Origin of the sequence: Bacillus weihaiensis, assembly GCF_001889165.1 — a bacterium.
In the GTDB taxonomy this organism is placed as follows: domain Bacteria; phylum Bacillota; class Bacilli; order Bacillales; family Bacillaceae; genus Metabacillus; species Metabacillus weihaiensis.
Genome location: NZ_CP016020.1, coordinates 878190 through 898844, shown reverse-complemented (window position 1 = coordinate 898844; position 20655 = coordinate 878190). Strand labels below are relative to the sequence as shown.

Here is a 20655-nt window from a genome sequence, read left to right as displayed (position 1 = left end):
ATGTCGCCCCCTCTTTTAAAGTCCGTTCGTTTCTGGTACTACTTGATTATCCAGTTCTTGTTGAAACCATTTCATTACGATTTTTTTATATTCCTCATATTCTTCCGCCGTAACAGGATGTTCCCCATAGGTAACAGAATCAAAATGTTGAGCAAGCGTAAAAAACTGTCCAGCCCACTCTTTATTTACTTTTATTAACTCATCGTAATACTCCCAGTTCGTCTTCCAGATTCTCGCTTTTAGCCATTCTTTTTCATGACTATATAAAAGTAAAGCAAGGAAAAGATGACGTGACGCTAAGTCGTATGCATGTTTTGCTTCTTGTTTACTTGCTTCATCTAAATGTTTTTGATACGTCCAATTCCATTCTTCATTTGATTGAAGTGGCTTTGTCTTACGTAATCGTTCTTTTCTTTTATTATTTTTTATAAATGTCCAGATTAGACTGATTAAAAGGATAACGATTATTGCAATAATCACTATCATCAATGTTTTCCCGGCTATACCTGGAGTTGGTTCAATTGAAGGAAAAAGGTCCTCTAATCGTTCTGCAAGCCATTCTTCAACGGATCTCCACCACTTTTCTAGAAAGCCCGGTTCTTTTTCATAGATTTTATACTCTCTATCATCCAGTATTTTTTGGAGTTCTTCTCTTGCCTTATCTTCAGTAAGCATTCAGTTCTCTCCTATAAATCTATTTCTTATGCGTTATTTTCATATTCTTGAACTAAATCCTTTAAATCTGTCGCTTCATTCCTCACCTTAAGATCAAGATACATAACGGCATAGCCTACTGCAAAGAATAAAGTTGTAAATAAAGCAACGGTATTTGTTAATAAGCCTAATAACACACTATTACCTAAAACTAAAGCAAACGATATTTCCACAGCACTTGAAATACTATTTGATATTAGGAAGAAAATAATAAAGAGTCCAATAAGAGACCATGTTCTTTTAGTCGTTAATCGCCAGCTTCTAGAAAAACCAGGAGACCCCTCCTTTAGGACGACAGATCCAAAATAAAAGCTCCATCTTGTTAATAAATAAACAACTCCGATTCCTACTCCGACTATTAAAAGAATCGCAAGGAAAATGCCTAGAATAGGATTTTCCACCCCCGTCGAGAATCCTACAATACTAATTAAGACAGCTGGAACAACAATTAGGAAAAAGGAAATGAGTCCAAACAAAATACCACTTCCAATTATTGGCCAAAATCTTGAGAAGGCTTTTTTTATAGTCGTACCAACGGTAAATTCCTCTTCATTACGAATGGCATTAACTGCAATTAATATAGCGGCTTGTGCAACTGGAAGAAAAATCGCAGTAAAGAGACCTGAAACAATTAATGCGATATCAGCTCCAAAATTGGTTGTCTCATATTCATTTCCATATGTTTGGTCGAAAGAACTTACAATTTGTTCGATCCAGCTTGTACCTACACCTGTTTCACGAAAAAAATTAACACCTGATAGTAATTGAATAACAGCTTGAATCACATAAATTGGCCCAATGAGGATCAGTAAAATCAAGAAGAAATCGGAAAAACGATTCTTACTTAAGCGGAACGTATGATCTAAAATCTGACCAAAGCCTTTAGGTGTGTTAAATTGGTTATTCATAAGAAAACCTCCATTAATGTGTAATTTTGTCAATAATGATTATTTTATCATTTATTGGTAGATTTTGAGTAAATTTTTTGTAAAAGTAAGTAGAATTGAATCATTATCTCTACAACAGCATGTTTTCTAGCCTATAGGTAAATCAAGGGTATCTATCAAGGGTATCTCAATTCAACAAACAATAAAACGATAGACTACTAAACAAAAAAAAGAAGAAGAAGCTCATAAACTCCTTCTTCTAAAACTATAATTATGTATAAACTCTTCATGCTATTCCTCTTTTACATCTACATGAAGTTCAACATGCTCATGAATTTCTTCTTTCTCCACATGTACCGTTATGTTATATTCTCCTGTTTTTCTAAATGTGTATAGTGATTGGTATGTTCCTTCTTCTTCTCCTTCATTTGCATCAATGAATTCGTGTTTTTCTTCTCCATTAGCCCATATCTCAAATCTAACCTTTGCATGAGGAAATGGCTGATCATTCTCAAGTATGGTAGTGGTTAATTGCTGCTCTTTATTAAAAATGAAGCCTGTGAGGTCATCTGTTATCACTTCAATTGAACGATGATGGTGTTCATGACCGCTTTCTCTTTCTACTTCACCTTTTTCACTATGACCTTCCCCAACTTGAACAGTCATTTTAGGCATAGTATGATAACTTTTGACGTTTGTATGGGCAATAACTTCATATATACCATTCTCAATAAACGTATAGGTTACTTCATAATACCCATTTTCTATGAGAGCTGCTTCTATCTTCTCAGATGCACCAGCAGGATCAGTTATCTCAAAGGTAACTTCAGCATCATCGACTAAATCTTCACCATAATATACATTTGCTCCAATAGTAGCCTCTTTATTTGGATCCACATGTTCACTACCAATAATTTCTACCTTAGGGGTTTTCACAACATCTGAGGAATCTTCATGCACACTATGTGAATTCGTTTCTTCATCCTTATTTTGACAACCAGTAAGGAGCAGCATTCCGGTTATTGCTATGGTCAATAATACTTTCATCTTCATTCCCCTTTGTCCTCCAATCTTTTTTGTGAGCCGAATGTTTTAAAAAGGAGCTATCGAACATGGTCATCACCTGTCATTTTCATTCATTAGCTACTTGTTAAAAACAATTTACAACTTTCTATAATAAAGACATATTACATTCCTTTTGACTAAAATCGTAACGTAAAATTGTGTGTTTTTTGTGAAGAAATCTCCTTATTTTTAGATACTTCATTCATTATTCACAAGTCATGATTATAATAAACTTTGTTACAATAGGAAAGAACTCTTTAAGAAAAGCTCTTCTTACACTTTGTTGCTAGTTGAGTCAATTTCATAAATCTCAGTCCAATGGTCACAAGGCTTTCACGTTATAAAAAAAGGTGTACCTTCCCAAAATCTCGAATGTTTTAGTTACCACTCTAAAAACAAAGTTTACTATACGACAAGAAAGTCTATTCCATATCTTTTCTAAGAGATAGTTGCCGTTAAGTAGGTTCTTTGAACGAAAACTGCTTAAGGTTGAATGGAGCAAAAGTGCGAGACTCCTGCGGAAGGAGTGGGACAGATGAGACTCCACAGCCGTTTACGCTGAGGGAGGATCAACGCCACCCCGCAAAAAAGCGAGCAACTGGAACGAAATTCAACCAGACTGGAAAATAGCCAAAAAAAAGTGAAAAGAGGTAACAATGAAACGAACAAAACGAACATTCCAACTTATCCTTTTGATTCTAGTAGTAAGTGCCTGTTCACAAACAAACTTAACACCCATACCTAAGAATCAATCACTTATCGCAAGCTTAAACATATATGATCAGACCATTACCTTTATTGAAAATGACACTCAAGAAATAGTCACGTGGGACATTCCACACCCTTTTAAAAATGGTCTATTCATTTCTGACGATCAGTTACTTTTATTAAATAAAGAGGCGGATGAAAGCTATCTTTATGAACTTTCTACTGGAAAATCTACAAAATGGAATCTTGGGACAGGCATTGAAACAGCCCTAGTCTCTAACAATATGGTTTACTTTGCAAATCAGGATGAGAAAAAAGTTCAGATGGTTAATAAACACGGTGACTTAGTAAAGGAAGTCTCTTTAGAGTATACACCTTATTTCCTTTTCGAACAGAAGGATTACCTATATGTCAGTTATCTTGATCACCCTAGCATAACTGTACTTTCAAAAAAAGATATAGAGCTAATCGATTCCTTTCAAGCTATTAAAGGTGCATCTGGTGGTCTTGTACAAAATAATGAACTATGGCTCGGTGGACATGGAACAGGAGAACATATTCAAGAAGAAGTCTATGTGTATGACTTATCACAAAGGCAGCAGCTAGCAAAGATTCCTGCACCTATTATGCCAGTAGATTTTGCGGTTTATCAAGATTCAATTTATGTATTAAGTCATGGATCAAACACTCTTAGAGAATTTGAATTGAGTACATACAAGGAAATACGGTCCTTAGATGTGGGAGCAAACCCGTTTTCAATGGTGCTCTCTGATCACTTCCTATATATTAGCAGCTATGATGCGAATGAAGTAAACGTGATTGACTTACTTACCTTTGAACAGGTGAAGACCATTCCTGTCGGAGACGGACCTTTACACTTGCTTAACCGAGAAGGAGAAAATTAATGGAAAACAAAACAATTTTAGTCGTAGACGATGAACAAGATATGAGACAGCTCATTCGGCTTTATTTACAAAAAGATGGATATTCCGTTATGGAAGCAGCTGATGGAGACACCGCACGTACACTACTGGAAAATCAAACACCACATCTCATTTTATTAGACGTCATGATGCCAATAAAGGATGGTTTTACTGTAGCTAAAGAGATTCACAGCAAAAAGAATATACCCATTATCTTTTTAACTGCCCGTAGTGATGAGACAGATCGGATTTACGGGCTGAAGCTTGGAGCAGATGATTATGTTGTTAAACCATTTAGTCCAGGTGAATTATTAGCAAGAGTGGCAGCCGTTCTAAGGAGAGTATCTCAAGAACCTTCAATAAGCCTGGAAGATGACACTAAAGTAATTGGGCCCCTTCACTTTAATTTAAAAGCAAGAAAAGTATCCTGCGATGGGCAAGCACTTACACTCACTTTAAAGGAATATGAGCTTCTCTACTTTTTAGCCATGCATCGAGATCAAGTCTTTTCTAGAGAACATCTTTTACAAAAGATTTGGGGCGTTGATTATTTAGGTAGTGAACGGACAGTAGATACCCATATTAAGACGCTTCGTATTAAATTAATGAACTCTTCAAGCCTCATTCAAACTGTCTGGGGGGTTGGCTACAAATTTGAGATTATATAAGAAAACGATTCATTCTTTATCATTAAAATCAAAAGTTCGCTTGTTATTTGCATGTATTCTTTGTGTCACGATCTTATTTTCCTTTTTATTTATTCATTATTTATATCGAGATCTCTATGTAAAGGATGTTGAAGAATCCTTAGTGTCTGAGGGACAAAAGCTCTCGCATTATTATTCGGTTGAGCAGATTCCAACAGAAGATTACCCCTCTTATATTAGCTGGTACAATTCGATAAGTGAATCAGAAGTATTATTTATTGATAATCCTAGAGAACTAAGTGCATGTTTACCCTTTGAAATTAATCACCAAGCATTAATTACAGAGCAGGAAAGAAGACAGCTTTTAACTGGGGAACACCTTATAAAAGTGGGGTACGAAGAAAGATTTGACAGAAAAATCATGGGTGTTGTCATTCCATTGCTTGATAACAAAAGTTTGAGTGGGATTTTATACTTATATTTACCTCTTTCTCCCATTACAGAAGTATTTAACCAGTCAACTCCATTGTTAATCGCAGTAGGCGTAGTTTTTTTCCTTCTCACTTTTTTCATTGTAAATCGAATGAGTCATTCATTCTTACAGCCCATTCATGAAATGAAACAATATGCTAACGACCTTGCGAAGGGTCAATTCTCTAAAGTCATTCCTGTTCAGTCACAAGATGAAATTGGGAAACTAGCCGAAACCTTTAATTATATGAGTAAGGCCCTTCATGAAACAGACATACGAAAGAAAGAATTCCTTGCAAATGTTGCCCATGAATTACGAACGCCATTAAGCTATGTAAAGGGCTATAGCGAGGTATTACAAGAAGGGCTTTATGAAACAGAGGACGAAGCAAAAAAATATTTAGTACTCATTCAACAAGAATCAGAACGAATGAAACGTTTAGTAAATGATTTGTTAGATTTGGCTCAGCTTGAGAGCACTCATTATCAGTTGGTAAAGATGCCAATCGTTTTTTCCCAGTTAATTCTCGATACACTCGAACGTTTTAATTATCGGATCAAAGAAAAAGAGCTGCAGATTACAGTCAGTTTAGATGACGAGATCATTATTAATGGAAACGAAGATCGACTCCAACAAATTGTCTATAACTTAATAGAAAATGCTATACGCTATACAAATTCTCAAGGAAAAATCACTCTTACTTTACGTGAAGAAAAAGAGAAAATTCACTTTTCTATAGCCGATAATGGTATAGGAATGACAAAAGTTGATACAGAGCAAATTGGACAACGGTTTTTCCGAAGCGACAAAGCCCGAAATCGAAAAGAAGGTGGAACAGGGCTAGGCTTAGCTATCGTCAAACAACTTGTTCATTTACACGGTGGCACACTTGAGGTAGAAAGTGAAGTAGGTGAAGGCACAAAATTCAGCTTGTTTTTCCCCCTTTACAATGAAGAAGAAAGATGATGATATTTATTAGCTACAACGTTTAAGAAAGAGCCTTATAAAAATGGAGGCTGACCCAAAAGTCTAGATTTTAGACCTTGGGTTAGCCTCTTTTCATACTTTTATCTTTTTAATTGAGTTAACGTAAAAACCGGGACGTTCCATTGCACTATCGATCTAAAATTGTATTCATAGAAGTAAAACCCCTACGAAAACAGTCTTTTTTAAAGAATAATTAAACAACAAAAAAATCGGATAGTCAAACTCCTGATTTTCGAACGATCAATCGGTTTCGATCTGACCGTATGAAAGACATTATCTATCAAGTCTTCTTTTCAATTGTAGAGTTACTACGTGAAAAAGGATTGGTAAAGCTGGAGCACTATTTTGTTGATGGGACTAAGATAGAAGCAAATGCAAATCAATATATATTTATTTGGAGAAAAGCGACAGAAAAATACGAAAAAAGTTTAGATGACCAATATCGTCAACTAGCTTTACAAATTGAGCAAATCCTTCAAGAAGAGGAAAAGTCCGCCCCTTCCGCGGGGCTAGAAGAAAAGCTGAAAGAAATACCGATTACTTCAGAAAGAAAGGGTGCTCAAAAGGTCGTTATTTAACAACCTTTTGAGTCACCCCCTCTTTTTTATATCTAACAAGTAAGAAACGCGTATTCTTACTTGTTCACACACTATTAGATCACCTTATTGTAAAGCTTCTTTGCTTAACGCATCCGCTTTGTCTGTTCTTTCCCATGGAAGATCTAGATCATTACGTCCAAAGTGTCCATAAGCAGCCGTTTGCTTGTAAATAGGACGACGTAGGTCAAGCATTTTAATAATTCCTGCTGGGCGAAGATCAAAGTTATTACGTACTACATCAACTAAAACATCTTCAGAAACTTTTCCAGTTCCAAATGTATCAATTGAAATAGACACTGGCTGTGCTACACCAATTGCATATGCTAATTGAACTTCACATTTGTCAGCAAGTCCAGCAGCTACAATGTTTTTCGCTACATATCGCGCAGCATATGCAGCAGAACGGTCAACTTTCGTTGCATCCTTACCTGAGAATGCTCCACCACCATGACGAGCATATCCGCCATATGTGTCAACGATAATTTTACGACCAGTTAAACCAGCATCCCCTTGAGGTCCACCGATTACAAAACGACCAGTTGGATTGATAAAATATTTTGTGTTTTCATCAATTAATTCTGTAGGTACAACAGGATTAATAACATGCTCTTTTAAATTACGTTGAATTTGCTCTAACGTAATTTCAGGATGGTGTTGTGTAGAGATCACGATCGTATCAATACGAACTGGTTTGTTATTTTCATCATACTCAACCGTTACTTGAGTTTTACCATCCGGACGTAGGTAAGGAAGAATTTCCTCTTTACGTACTTCAGTTAAACGACGAGAAAGCTTATGAGCTAATGAAATAGGAAGAGGCATTAACTCTTTTGTTTCATTACAAGCAAATCCGAACATTAGACCTTGGTCACCTGCACCGATTGCATCAATTTCCTCATCTGACATTTGTCCTTCACGAGCTTCTAAAGCTTGGTCAACACCTAGTGCGATATCTGCAGATTGCTCATCAATAGAAGTTAGAACTGCGCAAGTTTCTGCATCAAAACCATATTTAGCACGAGTATACCCAATATCTTTAATTGTTTCACGCACAATTTTAGGGATATCAACATACGTACTCGTTGTAATTTCTCCTGCAACCAATACTAATCCAGTTGTTACAGATGTCTCGCAAGCTACACGTGCATTAGGGTCTTTCGAAATAATTGCATCTAAAATAGAATCTGAAATTTGGTCACAAATTTTATCTGGGTGGCCTTCAGTTACAGACTCTGAAGTAAAAAGACGTTTTTTAGTCATTTAAAGCTTCCTCCTCATAAATCATAATCATGTTTTGATCCGGAACTCTTCCCTAAGTAATGTTTACCTAATGATATAGGCCATACAAAGCTGAACACTATCTTTAAAGAATCACGTTGGCATGCTTTCTAAAACAGAAGTAATTATGTACTTTACCACATGCTTGTTCTGGTAAAACTCGAAGAAGTACTTGTTTTCTGTTATCAAAAAAACCTTTCCCACTAGAGGAAAGGTTTATAATCGTCATCGCCTTTCGCTCTTATCGATCAAGGAATTTCACCTTGCTTCAGGTTAGCACCTTTGCGTCGGAAATAGTTGCTTGGAATACGCTAGTTAACATAGGGAGCTAATTAGAATGATGCATAAGCACCTTCCAAAGGCAAAAAGCCAAGAATTATTCCTATATCATTAGTACGCATCCCTTCGCTTTCCTTTGACAGCAGGTTGCTGGGTTTCATAGGGCCTGTCCCTCCACCAGCTCGGGATAAGAGAATCCGTTCAAGGACATATCATAGCGCACTAAGATTACTGTGTCAACAAAAATCGACAGATTCAAAAAAGTTCTATGGGTATGAACATGGTAATTTCCTCTTTACCTAGTATGACCGATTACCCTTAATATATGAAAATTTCTTTAGGCCGGACTTTCACCGAGCAATTGACTACCGCGCTCTATTATTCCCTTATTAGTAAATTAATTTTATAGTTTCTTTAAAGTATATGTTCGAGTATGGATAGTGTGACTTGTTCGAATGCATTAAAATTAAATACTTAGCGCTTCAAGGCTTTCAGATTGCAAAAAGAGTGTACCTCTCCAAAATGTCGAAATAAGTAAGCACCACAAAGACTCATGTGACTGGAGGAAATTCCCTATGCAGGATTCAACCAGACCAGACTCTTGAATAATAGCAACAAGTTTACGAAAATTAAAAGGTATCTAAATCCTATAGATCTAAAAGCACTACTCCCCCTGTTCAAAAAGAAAAACTTGTCTGAACACTGTATTATGAGTATGTTTTATTAAACTTAATGTGTTATACTAATTGGGAGTAGATGAACATTTTCCCATTATAGGATGAATGGGTAGGGTATGATGGATTTCCAGATGTTAATCACAGAGAAAAAGAGAAGTGAGTACCATAAAATTAAAAAGGCAGGTAATGGGGATGAATTTAGCAGAAACAATAAATGAGCTCGAGATTTTAATTACTGGAGCAAATGCAAAACATAATTTATCCGTTTCTCAGCTAGTCGAAAAAGTACTTGAGCGCAACGAAGGAATCTTAACTTCTACAGGTGCAATTCGGGCTACTACAGGTGCTTATACCGGTCGATCACCTCGAGACAAATTCATTGTAAAAGAACGTTCAATGGAGAAAAAGATAAATTGGGGAACTGTAAACCAACCAATTTCAGAGGAAGCTTTCGATCTACTATATAACAAAGTTATTTCCTATCTCAAATCACGAGATGAGTTCTTTATATTCGATGGATTTGCTGGTGCAGATGAACGATTCCAGCTTCCATTAAAGGTCATTAATGAGTTTGCTTGGCATAATTTATTTGCAGGGCAGCTTTTTATAAACAGGACGAAAGATGATACAGCTTCCTCAGAAAAACCGTTCACCATTATTTCAGCACCTACTTTTAAAGCAGACCCGAAGGTTGATGGAACCAATTCTGAAACCTTTATTATTATCTCCTTCGAAAAACGAACAATTTTAATTGGTGGTACCGAATACGCTGGTGAGATGAAGAAGTCTGTATTCTCCGTAATGAACTTACTCTTACCAGAGAATAATATCTTACCTATGCATTGTTCAGCGAATGTTGGATTTGAAGGAGATGTTGCTTTATTTTTCGGGTTATCTGGCACTGGAAAAACAACATTATCCGCTGACCCTAATCGTCGTTTAATTGGAGATGATGAGCATGGGTGGTCTACTTCTGGCATTTTCAATATAGAAGGCGGATGCTATGCAAAATGCATCAACCTGTCAAAAGATAAGGAACCTCAAATCTATCATGCTATCCGCTATGGATCAGTATTAGAGAACGTAGTAGTAGATCAAGATACGAGAGAAGCAGACTATAATGATTCCTTTTATACAGAAAATACTCGTGCTGCCTATTCTCTGTCAGCAATAGACAAGGTAATTATTCCAAGCATTGCAGGGCACCCCCAAACCATTGTCTTTTTAACTGCAGACGCTTTTGGAGTTCTTCCTCCGATTAGTAAACTAACAAGAGAGCAAGCCATGTATCACTTTCTAAGTGGCTATACAAGTAAACTAGCTGGAACTGAAAGAGGTGTGACAGCTCCTGAGGCAACGTTCTCAACCTGTTTTGGTTCACCCTTCCTTCCATTACCTGCTACTATTTATGCAAGTATGCTAGGGCAAAAAATTGATGAGCATGAGGTACAGGTTTTTCTTGTGAATACAGGATGGACCGGAGGAGAGTATGGCACAGGCAAACGAATGAAACTGAAATATACACGAGCGATGGTTCAGGCTGCCGTTGAAGGAGATCTTGATAACATCGAAACAATTCAAGATGAAGTATTTGGGTTGAACATTCCAATTCATGTCCCTGGAGTTCCAGATGATGTTCTTCAGCCAAACCAAACATGGGCTTCATATGAAGATTACTTAGGAAAAGCTAAGGAATTAGCTACCCAATTTAAAAATAATTTTAGTAAATTCAGCGACGTCTCCCCTACTATTGCAAAATTAGGTGGACCTCTTCAATCTTAACTTTATACAGGTATGATGTCATAAAAATTTAACTTCGTGGTTAAGCACCTGCTCTTTCCCTTCAAAAAGTCAGACTGCTGAAGCTGGAAGTCGAAGCACTTATCCACAAACGATGCATTTTATCATTTCCTAAACCAAAAAGTAACCCCTCAAAAAACAAGGGAACTGTTTTCGAGGGGCTATTTCTTGTGAAAATGATTTGTTCTCACCAATCAGTTTGTTGAATTTAACTGAATTAGTTTATATGTAATAATTGTTTGATTTTCTGTTAACTGGAGCTTCTCAACAACCGCTTCCCCAGTAACCTCTCCTGTTTTTGTCTTTCTAACTTCAACAGGAATATCAATCGGATAAATACGATATCCATCTTTTAATAATTCAAATGTATTTTCCGCAATACGTTGCTCTTTCGCCTTCGTAACAATAATTGTATTAAATTCAACAGGCATTCCCATAAGAAAACCTCCTTAAAGTAACATATATTTATCTTCATCATACCATTTTGTCCACTTTTAGAAAAATAGATTATTGTTTTTTCATCCATGAACAAAGTCGATGCAACGTCTCTCTGTTTATAGCAGGCGGGAAATAGTGTGTATAATCATGGAAATACCAACTTTCAACAGGTTTATTTAGTTCGTTTAACCTCTTTTCAAGTCGATAGGCATGTTCCACTGACACATTCTTGTCCTTTACACCATGAATAATCAGTACAGGTGCCTGCACTTGTTCTAGGTGATATAAAGGTGTTCGCCACACATAACGATCTGGAAATTTAGTAGGACTTCCCCCTATCACCCTCTTCATCATTCTACGCAAATCTTCTCTCTCCACATAGGTTAGAAACATATCTGACACACCACCCCATGTGACAATCGATTTTACTTCTTTACAATGAACCCCTGTTAATAACGCCATCACTCCGCCTCTAGAAAAGCCAAATACATGGATCCGACCAGCATGTACCTGCGGATGATTTTTTAAGATTTCCTTAGCTGAGATGGCATCCTGTCGGTCTTCCCCTGCAAAGTCTTCATTACCTTCTCCACCTTGATTTCCGCGATAGAAGGGTGCCATGACAACAAAACCCTCTGAGGCAAATTGAGTGATTCTCCCTACCCTGACCATGCCTACGCTTTTTATTCCACCTCTTAAATAAAGAAACCCGTCATACATACCTGTCTCGACCGGTTCTGCCAAAAGCCCCTTAATTTTCAAACCATTCGAACTATATGTCACAATCCACAATCGCACCTTAGGATTTGGCGATGGGAAGATCGTTTTACTAATAAGTTGACCGTTCATCTTCAACACTCTCTCTCCATACATTTTCTTTATTATACCCTTATAAGATAAGATAAACGCTAAATGCCCGCCTTTCCGGTGACAAGCATAAAACGAATAGAAACTACGGAAATTTTTACCTACGTTGAAAGAATCAATGCACTAAGTAAAAAATTCTACTTACATCACTAAACGCCCACCCAAGCGAAACCTGGTCAATTTTTAGGCTTAGGCATTCACACATTTTCTAAAAAACTCATAATATATCCCATATAGATTCTTAGTAATTTCATACATTGAGGAAGAATATATGAATTTCTATATTTTTACAACAACTAAAACTCCCCCTTATATTTCGTTGATTCACTAAATTTTCACTAAATCAAACAAAAAAACGATGCAGAGCATCAGGAGGTAAATGGTATGAAAAAATGGTTTATTTTAGTCTGCACATCGTTCCTTATTTTATTATCGTTATCTGCTTGTAACCAGAATAAGATACAAAACTTAAAATTAGCGGAAGTCACTCATTCGATTTTTTACGCTCCCTTATATGTTGCCATGGAAGAAGGCTTTTTTAAAGAAGAAGGACTTGATGTTGAATTAACCACAACATGGGGTGGGGATAAAACAATGACGGCACTCTTATCAGATGGGGCTGACATTGCACTTGTAGGCTCTGAAACATCAATCTATGTGGAAGCACAGGGGTCTAAAGATCCAGTCATCAACTTTGCACAATTAACACAAACAGATGGAACATTTCTCGTCAGTAGAGAGAAAATGGATAACTTTGAATGGGATCAGCTTGAAGGAAGAACCTTTTTAGGCCAAAGAAAAGGTGGCATGCCACAAATGGTCGGAGAATTTGTTTTAAAACAAAATGGAATTGATCCAACGAATGATTTAGAGCTCATTCAAAACATTGATTTTGCCAATATCCCTAGTGCCTTTGCTTCAGGTAATGGTGATTATGTTCAGCTATTTGAACCAACAGCAAGTATTTTTGAAAAAGAAGGAACGGGTTACATCGTGGCGTCCTTCGGAACAGAATCTGGCCATGTACCGTATACAACCTTTATGGCTAAAGAAAGCTTCCTAAAAGAAAATGATGAGGCTGCGAAAAAATTCACTGCCGCTATTTATAAAGCTCAGCAATGGGTTGAAGAAAATGAGGTTTCAAAAATTGCTCAGTCTATCGCCCCTCAATTTGAAGATACAGAAATTGAGTTAATTGAAACAGTTGTCGCACGTTATAAAGAGCAAGGTTCATTTTCAACAGATCCTATTTTGGAAGAAGAAGAATGGAATAATCTTCAGAACATTATGGATGAAGCTGGTGAGTTACCTACACGGATTGATTACGACACATTAGTAAACACAACATATGCAAAAGACGTGATGAAAAAGTAAGGAGGCAAAAATCATGTCATTTTTAACAGTTAAAAATGTACATCACATTTATCTCACGAAGGATTCAGCGACGGTCGCACTGGAGGATGTAAGTCTAAAAGTGACAGAAGGAGAATTTGTCTCGTTTCTCGGTCCAAGTGGTTGTGGAAAAACAACACTCTTATCTATCATCGCTGGGTTAATCCAACCTATAGAGGGAAGCGTCATAATCGGAAATAAACCTATTACTAAACCAGATCCAATGATTGGCTATATGCTCCAACAAGACTATCTTTTCCCTTGGAAGACTATTGATGAGAATGTCACGCTAGGACTAAAGATTACAGGTCAAAAGACTCCTGAGACGGTAAAAAAAACGTTAGAACTACTGAACGAAATGGGGTTAACCCAGGTTGAAAAACTCTATCCCTCCCAATTATCTGGTGGAATGCGCCAAAGAGCAGCTTTAGTTCGGACTCTTGCGACAAATCCTAAAATCTTACTTCTTGACGAACCCTTTTCAGCACTAGATTACCAGACGAAGTTGAAATTAGAAGATTTAGTAGTAGAAACACTGAAAGAATATAACAAAACAGCCTTGCTCGTCACTCATGATATTGGTGAAGCTATCGCTATGAGCGACCGCATTTTCATCTTTCAAGCTAATCCAGGCCGAATGGTTAGAACATATGACATTCCCGCTGAAATAAGAGAGTTGCCTCCTTTCCAGGCAAGACAGCACCCAGCTTACACCCCTTTATTCCAAAAAATATGGAAGGAGTTAGATCAACATGAAACAACATGAATCGATTCATCTCCTTCATCACCAATATTTGTCTGGTTTAAAAAGAGAGAAAAGGTGGGTTCGTTTCTATCAAGTGCTCATTTTCATTTGCTTCATTGGTTTATGGGAAATTGCCGGTCAACGAGAATGGATTGACCCCTTACTCTTTAGTTATCCCTCTAAGATATGGGAACTATTTTTAACCAAATTATCTGATGGAACTTTACTCTCTCATATAGGTGTTACATTGTTTGAAACCGTTCTAGGCTTTCTATTAGGAACATTATTAGGCACCATTCTTGCTGGTATCCTATGGTGGTCCCCAAAGCTATCTAACATTCTTGATCCATATCTCGTGATCTTAAATGCTATGCCTAAGGTTGCACTTGGACCAATCTTAATCGTAGCTCTTGGACCAGGTTTTGTTTCAATTATCGCAATGGGTACAATAATTTCTGTGATCATTACAACCATTGTTGTTTATACTTCTTTTGAGGAAGTAGATTCAAATTATATAAAAGTTCTTAAAACCTTTGGTGCTCCTAAACAACAAATATTCAAAGAAGCTATATTACCTGCTTGCTACCCCACAATTGTCTCAACATTAAAAGTAAATGTTGGATTGTCATGGGTTGGAGTAATTGTGGGAGAGTTTCTTGTTTCAGCTAAAGGGTTAGGCTATATGATTATATATGGCTTCCAAGTGTTTAATTTCTCACTCGTATTACTCAGCTTACTGATCATCGCATTTTTTGCTACCTTAATGTATCAAGGAGTCGAGTTGATCGAAAGAAAGCTTATAAAGAATGAGAAGAAAAGCTGAATAAACGAAGAGGCTGGGACAGAAGTGCCTGGCACCTTATCGTAACGACTATATGTACGCACTGATTTATCTAGTGCACACAATAGGTTGTATCGGAGGGTGCCTGGCTCTTTGTTTTGTCCCAGCCTCGTTTAGTACATTAGTTTAGCTCAATTCCCCACTTGTCACATATAGTACGTAAACTCCAGGTTAAAACATCGTCCTTCATAATAAAACTGTACTGTTGATTTAGTTTGACATTATCAGGAATCGTTTTTTTAAGAACTGGTCCGAATGTTTCAAAATAGCCATCCTGCTTTTCTAAGGAATCAATAAAAGCAAAATAAATATTCTTTACAATAACTTTTTCTTTCCCTTTGACTTGATACTGCCCGAGATAAGTAATATCTTTGACAATGCCACCTGTTTCTTCCTTCACTTCTCTAACGGCTGCGTCTATAGCCGTTTCATTTTTTTCCACTTTTCCTCCAGGGAACTCCAGCCCTCTGTCAGAATGCTTTGTTAATAGCCACTCATCCTTATATCTGCAAACAACCCACACATGCTTCGGTTCTTTTGAAAAAGGATGATCCTCAAATGATAAGGTTACTTCATTGTGATAAAAATCTATAAACTGATACATATTCAATCCCTCAATTTTTTTCCATCTCTATTCAAATCTTATCACAATGTGTAATCTCTGTATAAGGTTTATTCTTGTTCTGCAATTTTGGACATTAATTGATGAGTTTGAATATGATTTTTTGCTTCTTCGTCACCTAATTCATAAATCATTCTGTAGATCTTTATATTTGTATCATCAATTGCATCATTTTCTCGGTCGTAATGATACTGAACATAAGGAGTATGCGAACGAAGAAAGCCTTGAACATCTGATGAATAAACTTGATCAAAGTATTCTCTCAGCTGGATAATTTCCTCTTCCGTTGCTTCAATTTTGTAATTCCAAGAAGACACAGTACTTAATTGCGAGATTTCACCACTGCCCATAGAGATATAATACGTTTTTTTATCCTCCATACGAACATCTCCTTTTCAATAATCCATTCTTATCGTTCGCTTGCCCTTCGTTGTTTATTCGCAACTTGAACTTTTCGCATAAATTGTTTGGCTAAGAATGATATTAATAATGGCTAAAGAAACTAAGCGAGATGATTGTGGTTAGGAGGAAACACTGTGGAGCTTACCAATTTACTCATGGATGATGCGAGTCGCTTTCGAGCAGATGAAGAGGATGTTTTCGCTTATGTTCATTCGATTGTACAAAATACAAATAAACAAGAGCTTGTTGAATGGTTAAAGGAATTATCACCAGAAGAATTACAAGCTATCGTTACTCCTTTTTTAACAAATAAGGTGACAGAAAAAATAGCTCAAAAGGAGTTCGAGTAAAGCTCTTATCAAGAAATTGCACAAAAAACTCTATTTATCTAGACCGTTCCTTTGTCGCTTTAGCACTTAAAATGATAGGGAAAATATGTTTCCAACTAAATAAAGCGTGAATTCACCAGAAGAATTCACGCTTTATTTTCTAAGAAAAATTATTTTCCTAAAAATGATTTTAACATCCAATTATGTTTTTCTAAGCCTTGATGAATCGCTAGCAACATATCTCCTGTTGTTTCATCACCGACTTCTGCAGCAAGGTCCATTCCTTCTTTTAGTTCATCTACCAATAGGCTATAGTCGTTATAAATACTTTTCACCATTTGTTCAGCCGATTCATTACCATCCGCCTCTTTAATAGAAGTAAGCTCTAAGCATTCGCGCATTGTTGCAACGGGCTTCCCTTCAAGAGCTAATAATCGTTCTGCTAGTTCATCAATATGAACACCTGCTTCATTATAAAATTCCTCAAATTTCTCATGAAGCGTAAAGAAGTTCTCCCCTTTTACAAACCAATGATAGTTATGTAATTTCACATATAAAACCGTCCAATTCGCAACCTGCTTATTAACTGTGGCAATTAATTTTTCTGACATGATGAATTCCTCCTTTATCTTCTATTTATTATTTACCCTAAATAGTATTCTACAAAACAGGGGTTTTTATCAGATAGATGAATGAAAAACATCTTGTTTTTTCGTGTTAGATAGAGATGTGAAATTCCTTCATGGTAAAATGAATAGGAGAATAGTAAAGGTAGGAGGGTAAAGATTGAAAATTGTACTTATTATATCAATCATCATTGTTCTTATTGTTTTATTATTAAGTGTCATGACAACAAGCAAAGCCTATCAATATAAACATACTGTCGATCCTATAAAAAAAGATCCTGAATCGTCATCTGAGAAGGAAACCAATAAGGATCATACATGAATAGACTATTAATGCTAGTGACAACCAAAAGCCGTTTAAGCCTGAAGGTACGTACATAATTTTTTATACTATGAAAATAGAGGCTAGGACATAAGTGTTTTTAGTTAATAAGAAACCCGAACGATCAGGTGATTTTTCAATGAAAATCTCCTATATCGTTCGGGTTTTATTCTTTGTCACTACATGTACTGTTTATGCATCCGATTGTTACTCGCTAGTGTAATGGAGCGAAAAGACACTTGACTCCGGCGGGAGGTAGAGGAAAGGGTGGAACCCCACAGGCGTAGCCGAGGAGGATAAAGCTTCCTCCCTAGGGAAAAGCAGTACATTACCCCCGCGGAAAGCAAGTGGATGCAGCGGAATGGAACGCACTTGTTCTTCCACCACAACATATTAAGAAGGAACAACGTGTCATACGATAATCGTTTGTTTCCTTCCTAATATTCCTCGTACACGTATGGAGAATCAGGAACTTCTACTCGTTCTATCTTTGTCACTTCAATATTAGGCAAGACCCATTCTTGATACTTCACAACCGTTACAGTCCCTTGAATTTTTACCCATTGATCATCCCCATAGCTCTTGGCATCTTCTAGTGAGGCTAGAGTTCCAAAAACAGATGCATCCGCAACACAGCAAGATAAACCAAAACGAGCTAGCACAAATTGCTCCTCAGTAAAATCAGCTTCTCTAAAAACAAAACCAGTCATTTCGACTTTTTTCCCTTTAAATTTCTCAGGACTTCGATCAAGAATTGTCGTCATGGCAATATAGTTTTCATCTGTAAATTCGATGGTATCCATACTTAACATTTCGCTTTCTAGCTGTGAATAAAATTCCTCCGGTGGCGCCTGGATTTCAAACCCTTCTGGATGTTCTAAAGGAATATCTGGAGCATTTTCTGATTGAGCAATTTGGTCTCCAGTCGATTCATCTAACTCATTCATATATGCTTCTGGGTCATTCAAATAAGCTTCAGCCTTGCTTATATCTTCATTCTCTTTCACTTTCTCTGCTGCAGCTGGTTTGAATCCTCTTTTTGCGGCAACCGCACTATCTAATACGAAGTCCGGAAATAAAAACCCCGTAATAATTGGAAGAATAAAAAGAGAGTAGACAAAAAACGAGCGGATGAATGATGCTGATTCTCCGTGATCTCCTCCACAATCACAGTAAATCTCCGCAATCTTTTTCGACCCACTTCTCCAAATTTGCATAACACCTAAAAATAAAAAAACAATAATTGAAAAATAGATGAAAGGAACCATTTTAGGCGCAATGAAATGGTCTAGCTTTCCTGTAATGACTAACTTAACCATAAGTAAAGTAAAACCTATTAAAATAATTCCCCTTATATAAATATGGAATTTCGTTTTATTTAGCTGGTCCTCCATGATACAACCTCCTTTTAATGAATGGCTCTTTTCTGAAAGATTGTTGCTAACCTAAAAATGAATTAGTAACAAAGTATTAATTGTAAAAAAGTTCTATTATAAGAAGAGAAGATGCCACTAGTCTTTATACAGGCTGTTTTCTTCCTATGAGTTAAAGCATCAAAGTTTACAAAAACAGCCTAATTTATAGATTGTAAGCTTTCGATTGCCACTTGACCATTACTCGATTACAACATCCCTTGGAAGAGAAGAATACTTATATAAACAACCACCGTGACAATGATCATAAAGACAAGGACAAATCTCGATTTAAAAAAGGCGAAAAGCATGATTGTGTTTTTTAAATCTAGCATCGGTCCATAAACTAAAAAGGCTAGCAGTGAACCCGTTGTAAAGGTTTGTCCAAATGAAGCAGCAACAAACGCATCCGCTTCTGAGCACAGCGACAATATATACCCAAATCCCATCATAACGGCAGGCGCTAAAAATTCATTTGAACCTATTTCGGTTAATAAGGTTCTATCAAGAAATGTTTGGAACAGACTAGCAATTAAAGCCCCAAGGATGAGGAATTTTCCCATTTCAAAAAACTCGTCACTCGCATGAAACAAGGTTGCCTTCCATTTTCCCACTCTTTCGTTATCATTGTTTTCTCTACTATTCATAAGGTCATCTTTATTCCATTTTAATTGCTCGGATTGTTTAAAGATAAGATAAACAATAAGACCAATGAGAATTGAAAGGACAAACGCAAATCCCATCCTTGAGTAGGTTATAACGGACTGAGATCCAAAAGCATAGTACGTCGAGGCAAATACAACAGGATTTAGTATGGGTGCCCCTACCAAAAAGACAACCCCAACATGTAGTGGCATTCCTTTTTTAATCAATCTCCTTACAATTGGAACAATTGCACACTCACATATAGGTAGGATTGCTCCTAACAAAGCAGCTGGTAATAGAGCAACATACGCATTCTTTGGTAGGACCCTTTGCACAAATTCTTCCGATACAAATGTCTGAATTAAGGCAGATACAAATACCCCTAATATAATAAACGGAATCGCTTCTAATAAAATACTTAAAAACATCGTATTCACAGTTAATAGCTGAGTTGGTAGTTCAATAGATTTTTCTTGTAAATCTACTAAAAAAAATAAATAAAAGAATAATCCAAGTAGCCCTAAACCAACTATTTCCCTAAAAAAGGGTTTGATAACTCTACTCATATTTACGTAACCTCCTTTGGATTGTTACTCTCCTTTGTTAACTAATTATTTTTCACGGTTTCGTCATTTATTTCACCATGTAAGATCTAAGAATTATTCGAAATCTAATCAAGCAAGAAAAATACTAATGGAAATCACCCTTAAATACAACGTCTATTTTTCCTATTAATAATTAGTAAAGACTTTCGGACATTCAACATCATTCCATAATATAGTACTAGATTACCTCATGATTTATGACTCATTTAACGTTTACTAGCTTTATGAGACCGCCTCTAAAAGACCTCTGTACAAAAAATCGCCAATATTTTAGTATCTTCTTTCCAATTCTCCACATTCTAGAGATTTATTCGTTGATGTTTTCTATTAAATTAAAGTATACTCTCAATATCGAGTAAGTAGAGAGGGGATC

At 36.5% G+C, this 20655-nt stretch carries 21 protein-coding genes and 1 riboswitch; of the genes, 10 read left to right on the top strand and 11 right to left on the bottom strand.

Annotation, left to right across the window (positions count from 1 at the left end; translation table 11 throughout):
- Positions 1-15: 15 nt before the first annotated feature.
- The 3 genes from A9C19_RS04295 to A9C19_RS04285 form a co-directional block, all read right to left on the bottom strand.
- Positions 16-675 (bottom strand): DUF4129 domain-containing protein, encoded by a 660-nt coding sequence (locus A9C19_RS04295; RefSeq protein WP_072578791.1) that lies wholly within the window; start codon positions 673-675, stop codon positions 16-18.
- Positions 676-701: 26 nt separating this feature from the next.
- Entirely contained in the window at positions 702-1622 is a 921-nt protein-coding gene (locus A9C19_RS04290; protein ID WP_072578790.1) for a hypothetical protein, read from the bottom strand.
- 270 nt (positions 1623-1892) lie between these two features.
- Positions 1893-2654 (bottom strand): FixH family protein, encoded by a 762-nt coding sequence (locus A9C19_RS04285; protein ID WP_072578789.1) that lies wholly within the window; start codon positions 2652-2654, stop codon positions 1893-1895.
- A gap of 668 nt (positions 2655-3322) precedes the next feature.
- Between A9C19_RS04285 and A9C19_RS04280 the strand changes: the two genes are divergently transcribed.
- From A9C19_RS04280 to A9C19_RS04265, 4 genes are all read left to right on the top strand, one after another.
- Positions 3323-4279: a YncE family protein gene (locus A9C19_RS04280; RefSeq protein ID WP_072578788.1), complete on the top strand. Its 957-nt coding sequence runs from the start codon at positions 3323-3325 to the stop codon at positions 4277-4279.
- Entirely contained in the window at positions 4279-4965 is a 687-nt protein-coding gene (locus tag A9C19_RS04275; protein WP_072578787.1) for a response regulator transcription factor, read from the top strand. Before A9C19_RS04280 ends, A9C19_RS04275 begins: the two co-directional genes overlap by 1 nt.
- On the top strand, positions 4952-6382 hold the full coding sequence (locus A9C19_RS04270; protein WP_083584276.1) for a sensor histidine kinase: 1431 nt from the start codon (positions 4952-4954) through the stop codon (positions 6380-6382). The genes A9C19_RS04275 and A9C19_RS04270 overlap by 14 nt, the downstream gene beginning before the upstream one ends.
- Positions 6383-6666: 284 nt before the next feature.
- Positions 6667-6981, top strand: coding sequence for a transposase (locus tag A9C19_RS04265; protein ID WP_072578786.1), 315 nt, complete (start codon positions 6667-6669; stop codon positions 6979-6981).
- An 84-nt stretch (positions 6982-7065) separates the two neighbouring features.
- On the opposite strand, the gene metK is transcribed toward A9C19_RS04265, so the two are convergent.
- Positions 7066-8262, bottom strand: a complete 1197-nt coding sequence (metK, locus tag A9C19_RS04260) for a methionine adenosyltransferase (protein WP_072578785.1) — start codon at positions 8260-8262, stop codon at positions 7066-7068.
- Positions 8263-8518: 256 nt separating this feature from the next.
- Positions 8519-8753, bottom strand: a riboswitch (SAM riboswitch).
- Positions 8754-9428: 675 nt separating this feature from the next.
- Here metK and pckA point away from each other — a divergent pair.
- Positions 9429-11018, top strand: coding sequence for a phosphoenolpyruvate carboxykinase (ATP) (gene pckA / locus A9C19_RS04255; protein WP_072581736.1), 1590 nt, complete (start codon positions 9429-9431; stop codon positions 11016-11018).
- Between the two features lie 212 nt (positions 11019-11230).
- Here pckA and A9C19_RS04250 read toward each other — a convergent pair whose 3' ends face one another.
- Both A9C19_RS04250 and A9C19_RS04245 read right to left on the bottom strand, forming a co-directional pair.
- Positions 11231-11473: a DUF2584 domain-containing protein gene (locus A9C19_RS04250; protein ID WP_072578784.1), complete on the bottom strand. Its 243-nt coding sequence runs from the start codon at positions 11471-11473 to the stop codon at positions 11231-11233.
- A 70-nt stretch (positions 11474-11543) separates the two neighbouring features.
- On the bottom strand, positions 11544-12323 hold the full coding sequence (locus A9C19_RS04245) for an alpha/beta hydrolase family protein (RefSeq protein WP_072581735.1): 780 nt from the start codon (positions 12321-12323) through the stop codon (positions 11544-11546).
- A 402-nt stretch (positions 12324-12725) separates the two neighbouring features.
- Between A9C19_RS04245 and A9C19_RS04240 the strand changes: the two genes are divergently transcribed.
- From A9C19_RS04240 to A9C19_RS04230, 3 genes are read left to right on the top strand one after another with little or no spacing between them, the layout of a single operon-like run.
- Positions 12726-13715, top strand: coding sequence for an ABC transporter substrate-binding protein (locus A9C19_RS04240; RefSeq protein ID WP_072578783.1), 990 nt, complete (start codon positions 12726-12728; stop codon positions 13713-13715).
- Positions 13716-13728: 13 nt separating this feature from the next.
- Positions 13729-14499 carry an ABC transporter ATP-binding protein gene (locus A9C19_RS04235; protein ID WP_072578782.1) on the top strand — a complete coding sequence of 257 codons (771 nt, stop codon included), beginning with the start codon at positions 13729-13731 and terminating at the stop codon, positions 14497-14499.
- Positions 14486-15301, top strand: coding sequence for an ABC transporter permease (locus tag A9C19_RS04230; protein WP_072578781.1), 816 nt, complete (start codon positions 14486-14488; stop codon positions 15299-15301). Before A9C19_RS04235 ends, A9C19_RS04230 begins: the two co-directional genes overlap by 14 nt.
- A 139-nt stretch (positions 15302-15440) precedes the next feature.
- On the opposite strand, the gene ytkD is transcribed toward A9C19_RS04230, so the two are convergent.
- Both ytkD and A9C19_RS04220 read right to left on the bottom strand, forming a co-directional pair.
- Positions 15441-15923: an RNA deprotection pyrophosphohydrolase gene (ytkD, locus tag A9C19_RS04225; protein WP_072578780.1), complete on the bottom strand. Its 483-nt coding sequence runs from the start codon at positions 15921-15923 to the stop codon at positions 15441-15443.
- Between the two features lie 68 nt (positions 15924-15991).
- Positions 15992-16321 carry a hydrolase gene (locus A9C19_RS04220; RefSeq protein WP_072578779.1) on the bottom strand — a complete coding sequence of 110 codons (330 nt, stop codon included), beginning with the start codon at positions 16319-16321 and terminating at the stop codon, positions 15992-15994.
- A gap of 156 nt (positions 16322-16477) precedes the next feature.
- Here A9C19_RS04220 and A9C19_RS04215 point away from each other — a divergent pair, with 156 nt between their 5' ends.
- On the top strand, positions 16478-16693 hold the full coding sequence (locus tag A9C19_RS04215) for a hypothetical protein (RefSeq protein ID WP_072578778.1): 216 nt from the start codon (positions 16478-16480) through the stop codon (positions 16691-16693).
- A 149-nt stretch (positions 16694-16842) separates the two neighbouring features.
- Here A9C19_RS04215 and A9C19_RS04210 read toward each other — a convergent pair whose 3' ends face one another.
- Positions 16843-17283, bottom strand: a complete 441-nt coding sequence (locus A9C19_RS04210; RefSeq protein WP_072578777.1) for a Dps family protein — start codon at positions 17281-17283, stop codon at positions 16843-16845.
- A gap of 175 nt (positions 17284-17458) precedes the next feature.
- On the opposite strand from A9C19_RS04210, the gene ytzI reads away from it, so the two are divergent.
- Complete coding sequence (gene ytzI, locus A9C19_RS04205; RefSeq protein ID WP_072578776.1) at positions 17459-17620, top strand: YtzI protein; 162 nt, start codon at positions 17459-17461, stop codon at positions 17618-17620.
- Between the two features lie 437 nt (positions 17621-18057).
- Here ytzI and A9C19_RS04200 read toward each other — a convergent pair whose 3' ends face one another.
- The gene (locus tag A9C19_RS04200; protein ID WP_072578775.1) at positions 18058-19014 is read right to left on the bottom strand and encodes a TIGR03943 family putative permease subunit; all 957 of its coding nucleotides are present in this window, start codon (positions 19012-19014) and stop codon (positions 18058-18060) included.
- Positions 19015-19241: 227 nt separating this feature from the next.
- Complete coding sequence (locus tag A9C19_RS04195; protein WP_072578774.1) at positions 19242-20243, bottom strand: permease; 1002 nt, start codon at positions 20241-20243, stop codon at positions 19242-19244.
- Positions 20244-20655: the final 412 nt, after the last annotated feature.

Coding starts and splice junctions, on each gene's coding strand:
- A9C19_RS04285 (WP_072578789.1), bottom strand. CDS start 2,654: ATGAAGATGAAAGTATTATTGACCATAGCAATAACCGGAATGCTGCTC.
- A9C19_RS04250 (WP_072578784.1), bottom strand. CDS start 11,473: ATGGGAATGCCTGTTGAATTTAATACAATTATTGTTACGAAGGCGAAA.
- A9C19_RS04290 (WP_072578790.1), bottom strand. CDS start 1,622: ATGAATAACCAATTTAACACACCTAAAGGCTTTGGTCAGATTTTAGAT.
- A9C19_RS04210 (WP_072578777.1), bottom strand. CDS start 17,283: ATGTCAGAAAAATTAATTGCCACAGTTAATAAGCAGGTTGCGAATTGG.
- A9C19_RS04220 (WP_072578779.1), bottom strand. CDS start 16,321: ATGGAGGATAAAAAAACGTATTATATCTCTATGGGCAGTGGTGAAATC.
- A9C19_RS04275 (WP_072578787.1), top strand. CDS start 4,279: ATGGAAAACAAAACAATTTTAGTCGTAGACGATGAACAAGATATGAGA.
- A9C19_RS04230 (WP_072578781.1), top strand. CDS start 14,486: ATGAAACAACATGAATCGATTCATCTCCTTCATCACCAATATTTGTCT.
- ytkD (WP_072578780.1), bottom strand. CDS start 15,923: ATGTATCAGTTTATAGATTTTTATCACAATGAAGTAACCTTATCATTT.
- pckA (WP_072581736.1), top strand. CDS start 9,429: ATGAATTTAGCAGAAACAATAAATGAGCTCGAGATTTTAATTACTGGA.
- A9C19_RS04295 (WP_072578791.1), bottom strand. CDS start 675: ATGCTTACTGAAGATAAGGCAAGAGAAGAACTCCAAAAAATACTGGAT.
- A9C19_RS04235 (WP_072578782.1), top strand. CDS start 13,729: ATGTCATTTTTAACAGTTAAAAATGTACATCACATTTATCTCACGAAG.
- A9C19_RS04265 (WP_072578786.1), top strand. CDS start 6,667: ATGAAAGACATTATCTATCAAGTCTTCTTTTCAATTGTAGAGTTACTA.
- A9C19_RS04245 (WP_072581735.1), bottom strand. CDS start 12,323: ATGAACGGTCAACTTATTAGTAAAACGATCTTCCCATCGCCAAATCCT.
- A9C19_RS04200 (WP_072578775.1), bottom strand. CDS start 19,014: ATGGAGGACCAGCTAAATAAAACGAAATTCCATATTTATATAAGGGGA.
- A9C19_RS04240 (WP_072578783.1), top strand. CDS start 12,726: ATGAAAAAATGGTTTATTTTAGTCTGCACATCGTTCCTTATTTTATTA.
- A9C19_RS04280 (WP_072578788.1), top strand. CDS start 3,323: ATGAAACGAACAAAACGAACATTCCAACTTATCCTTTTGATTCTAGTA.
- A9C19_RS04195 (WP_072578774.1), bottom strand. CDS start 20,243: ATGAGTAGAGTTATCAAACCCTTTTTTAGGGAAATAGTTGGTTTAGGG.
- metK (WP_072578785.1), bottom strand. CDS start 8,262: ATGACTAAAAAACGTCTTTTTACTTCAGAGTCTGTAACTGAAGGCCAC.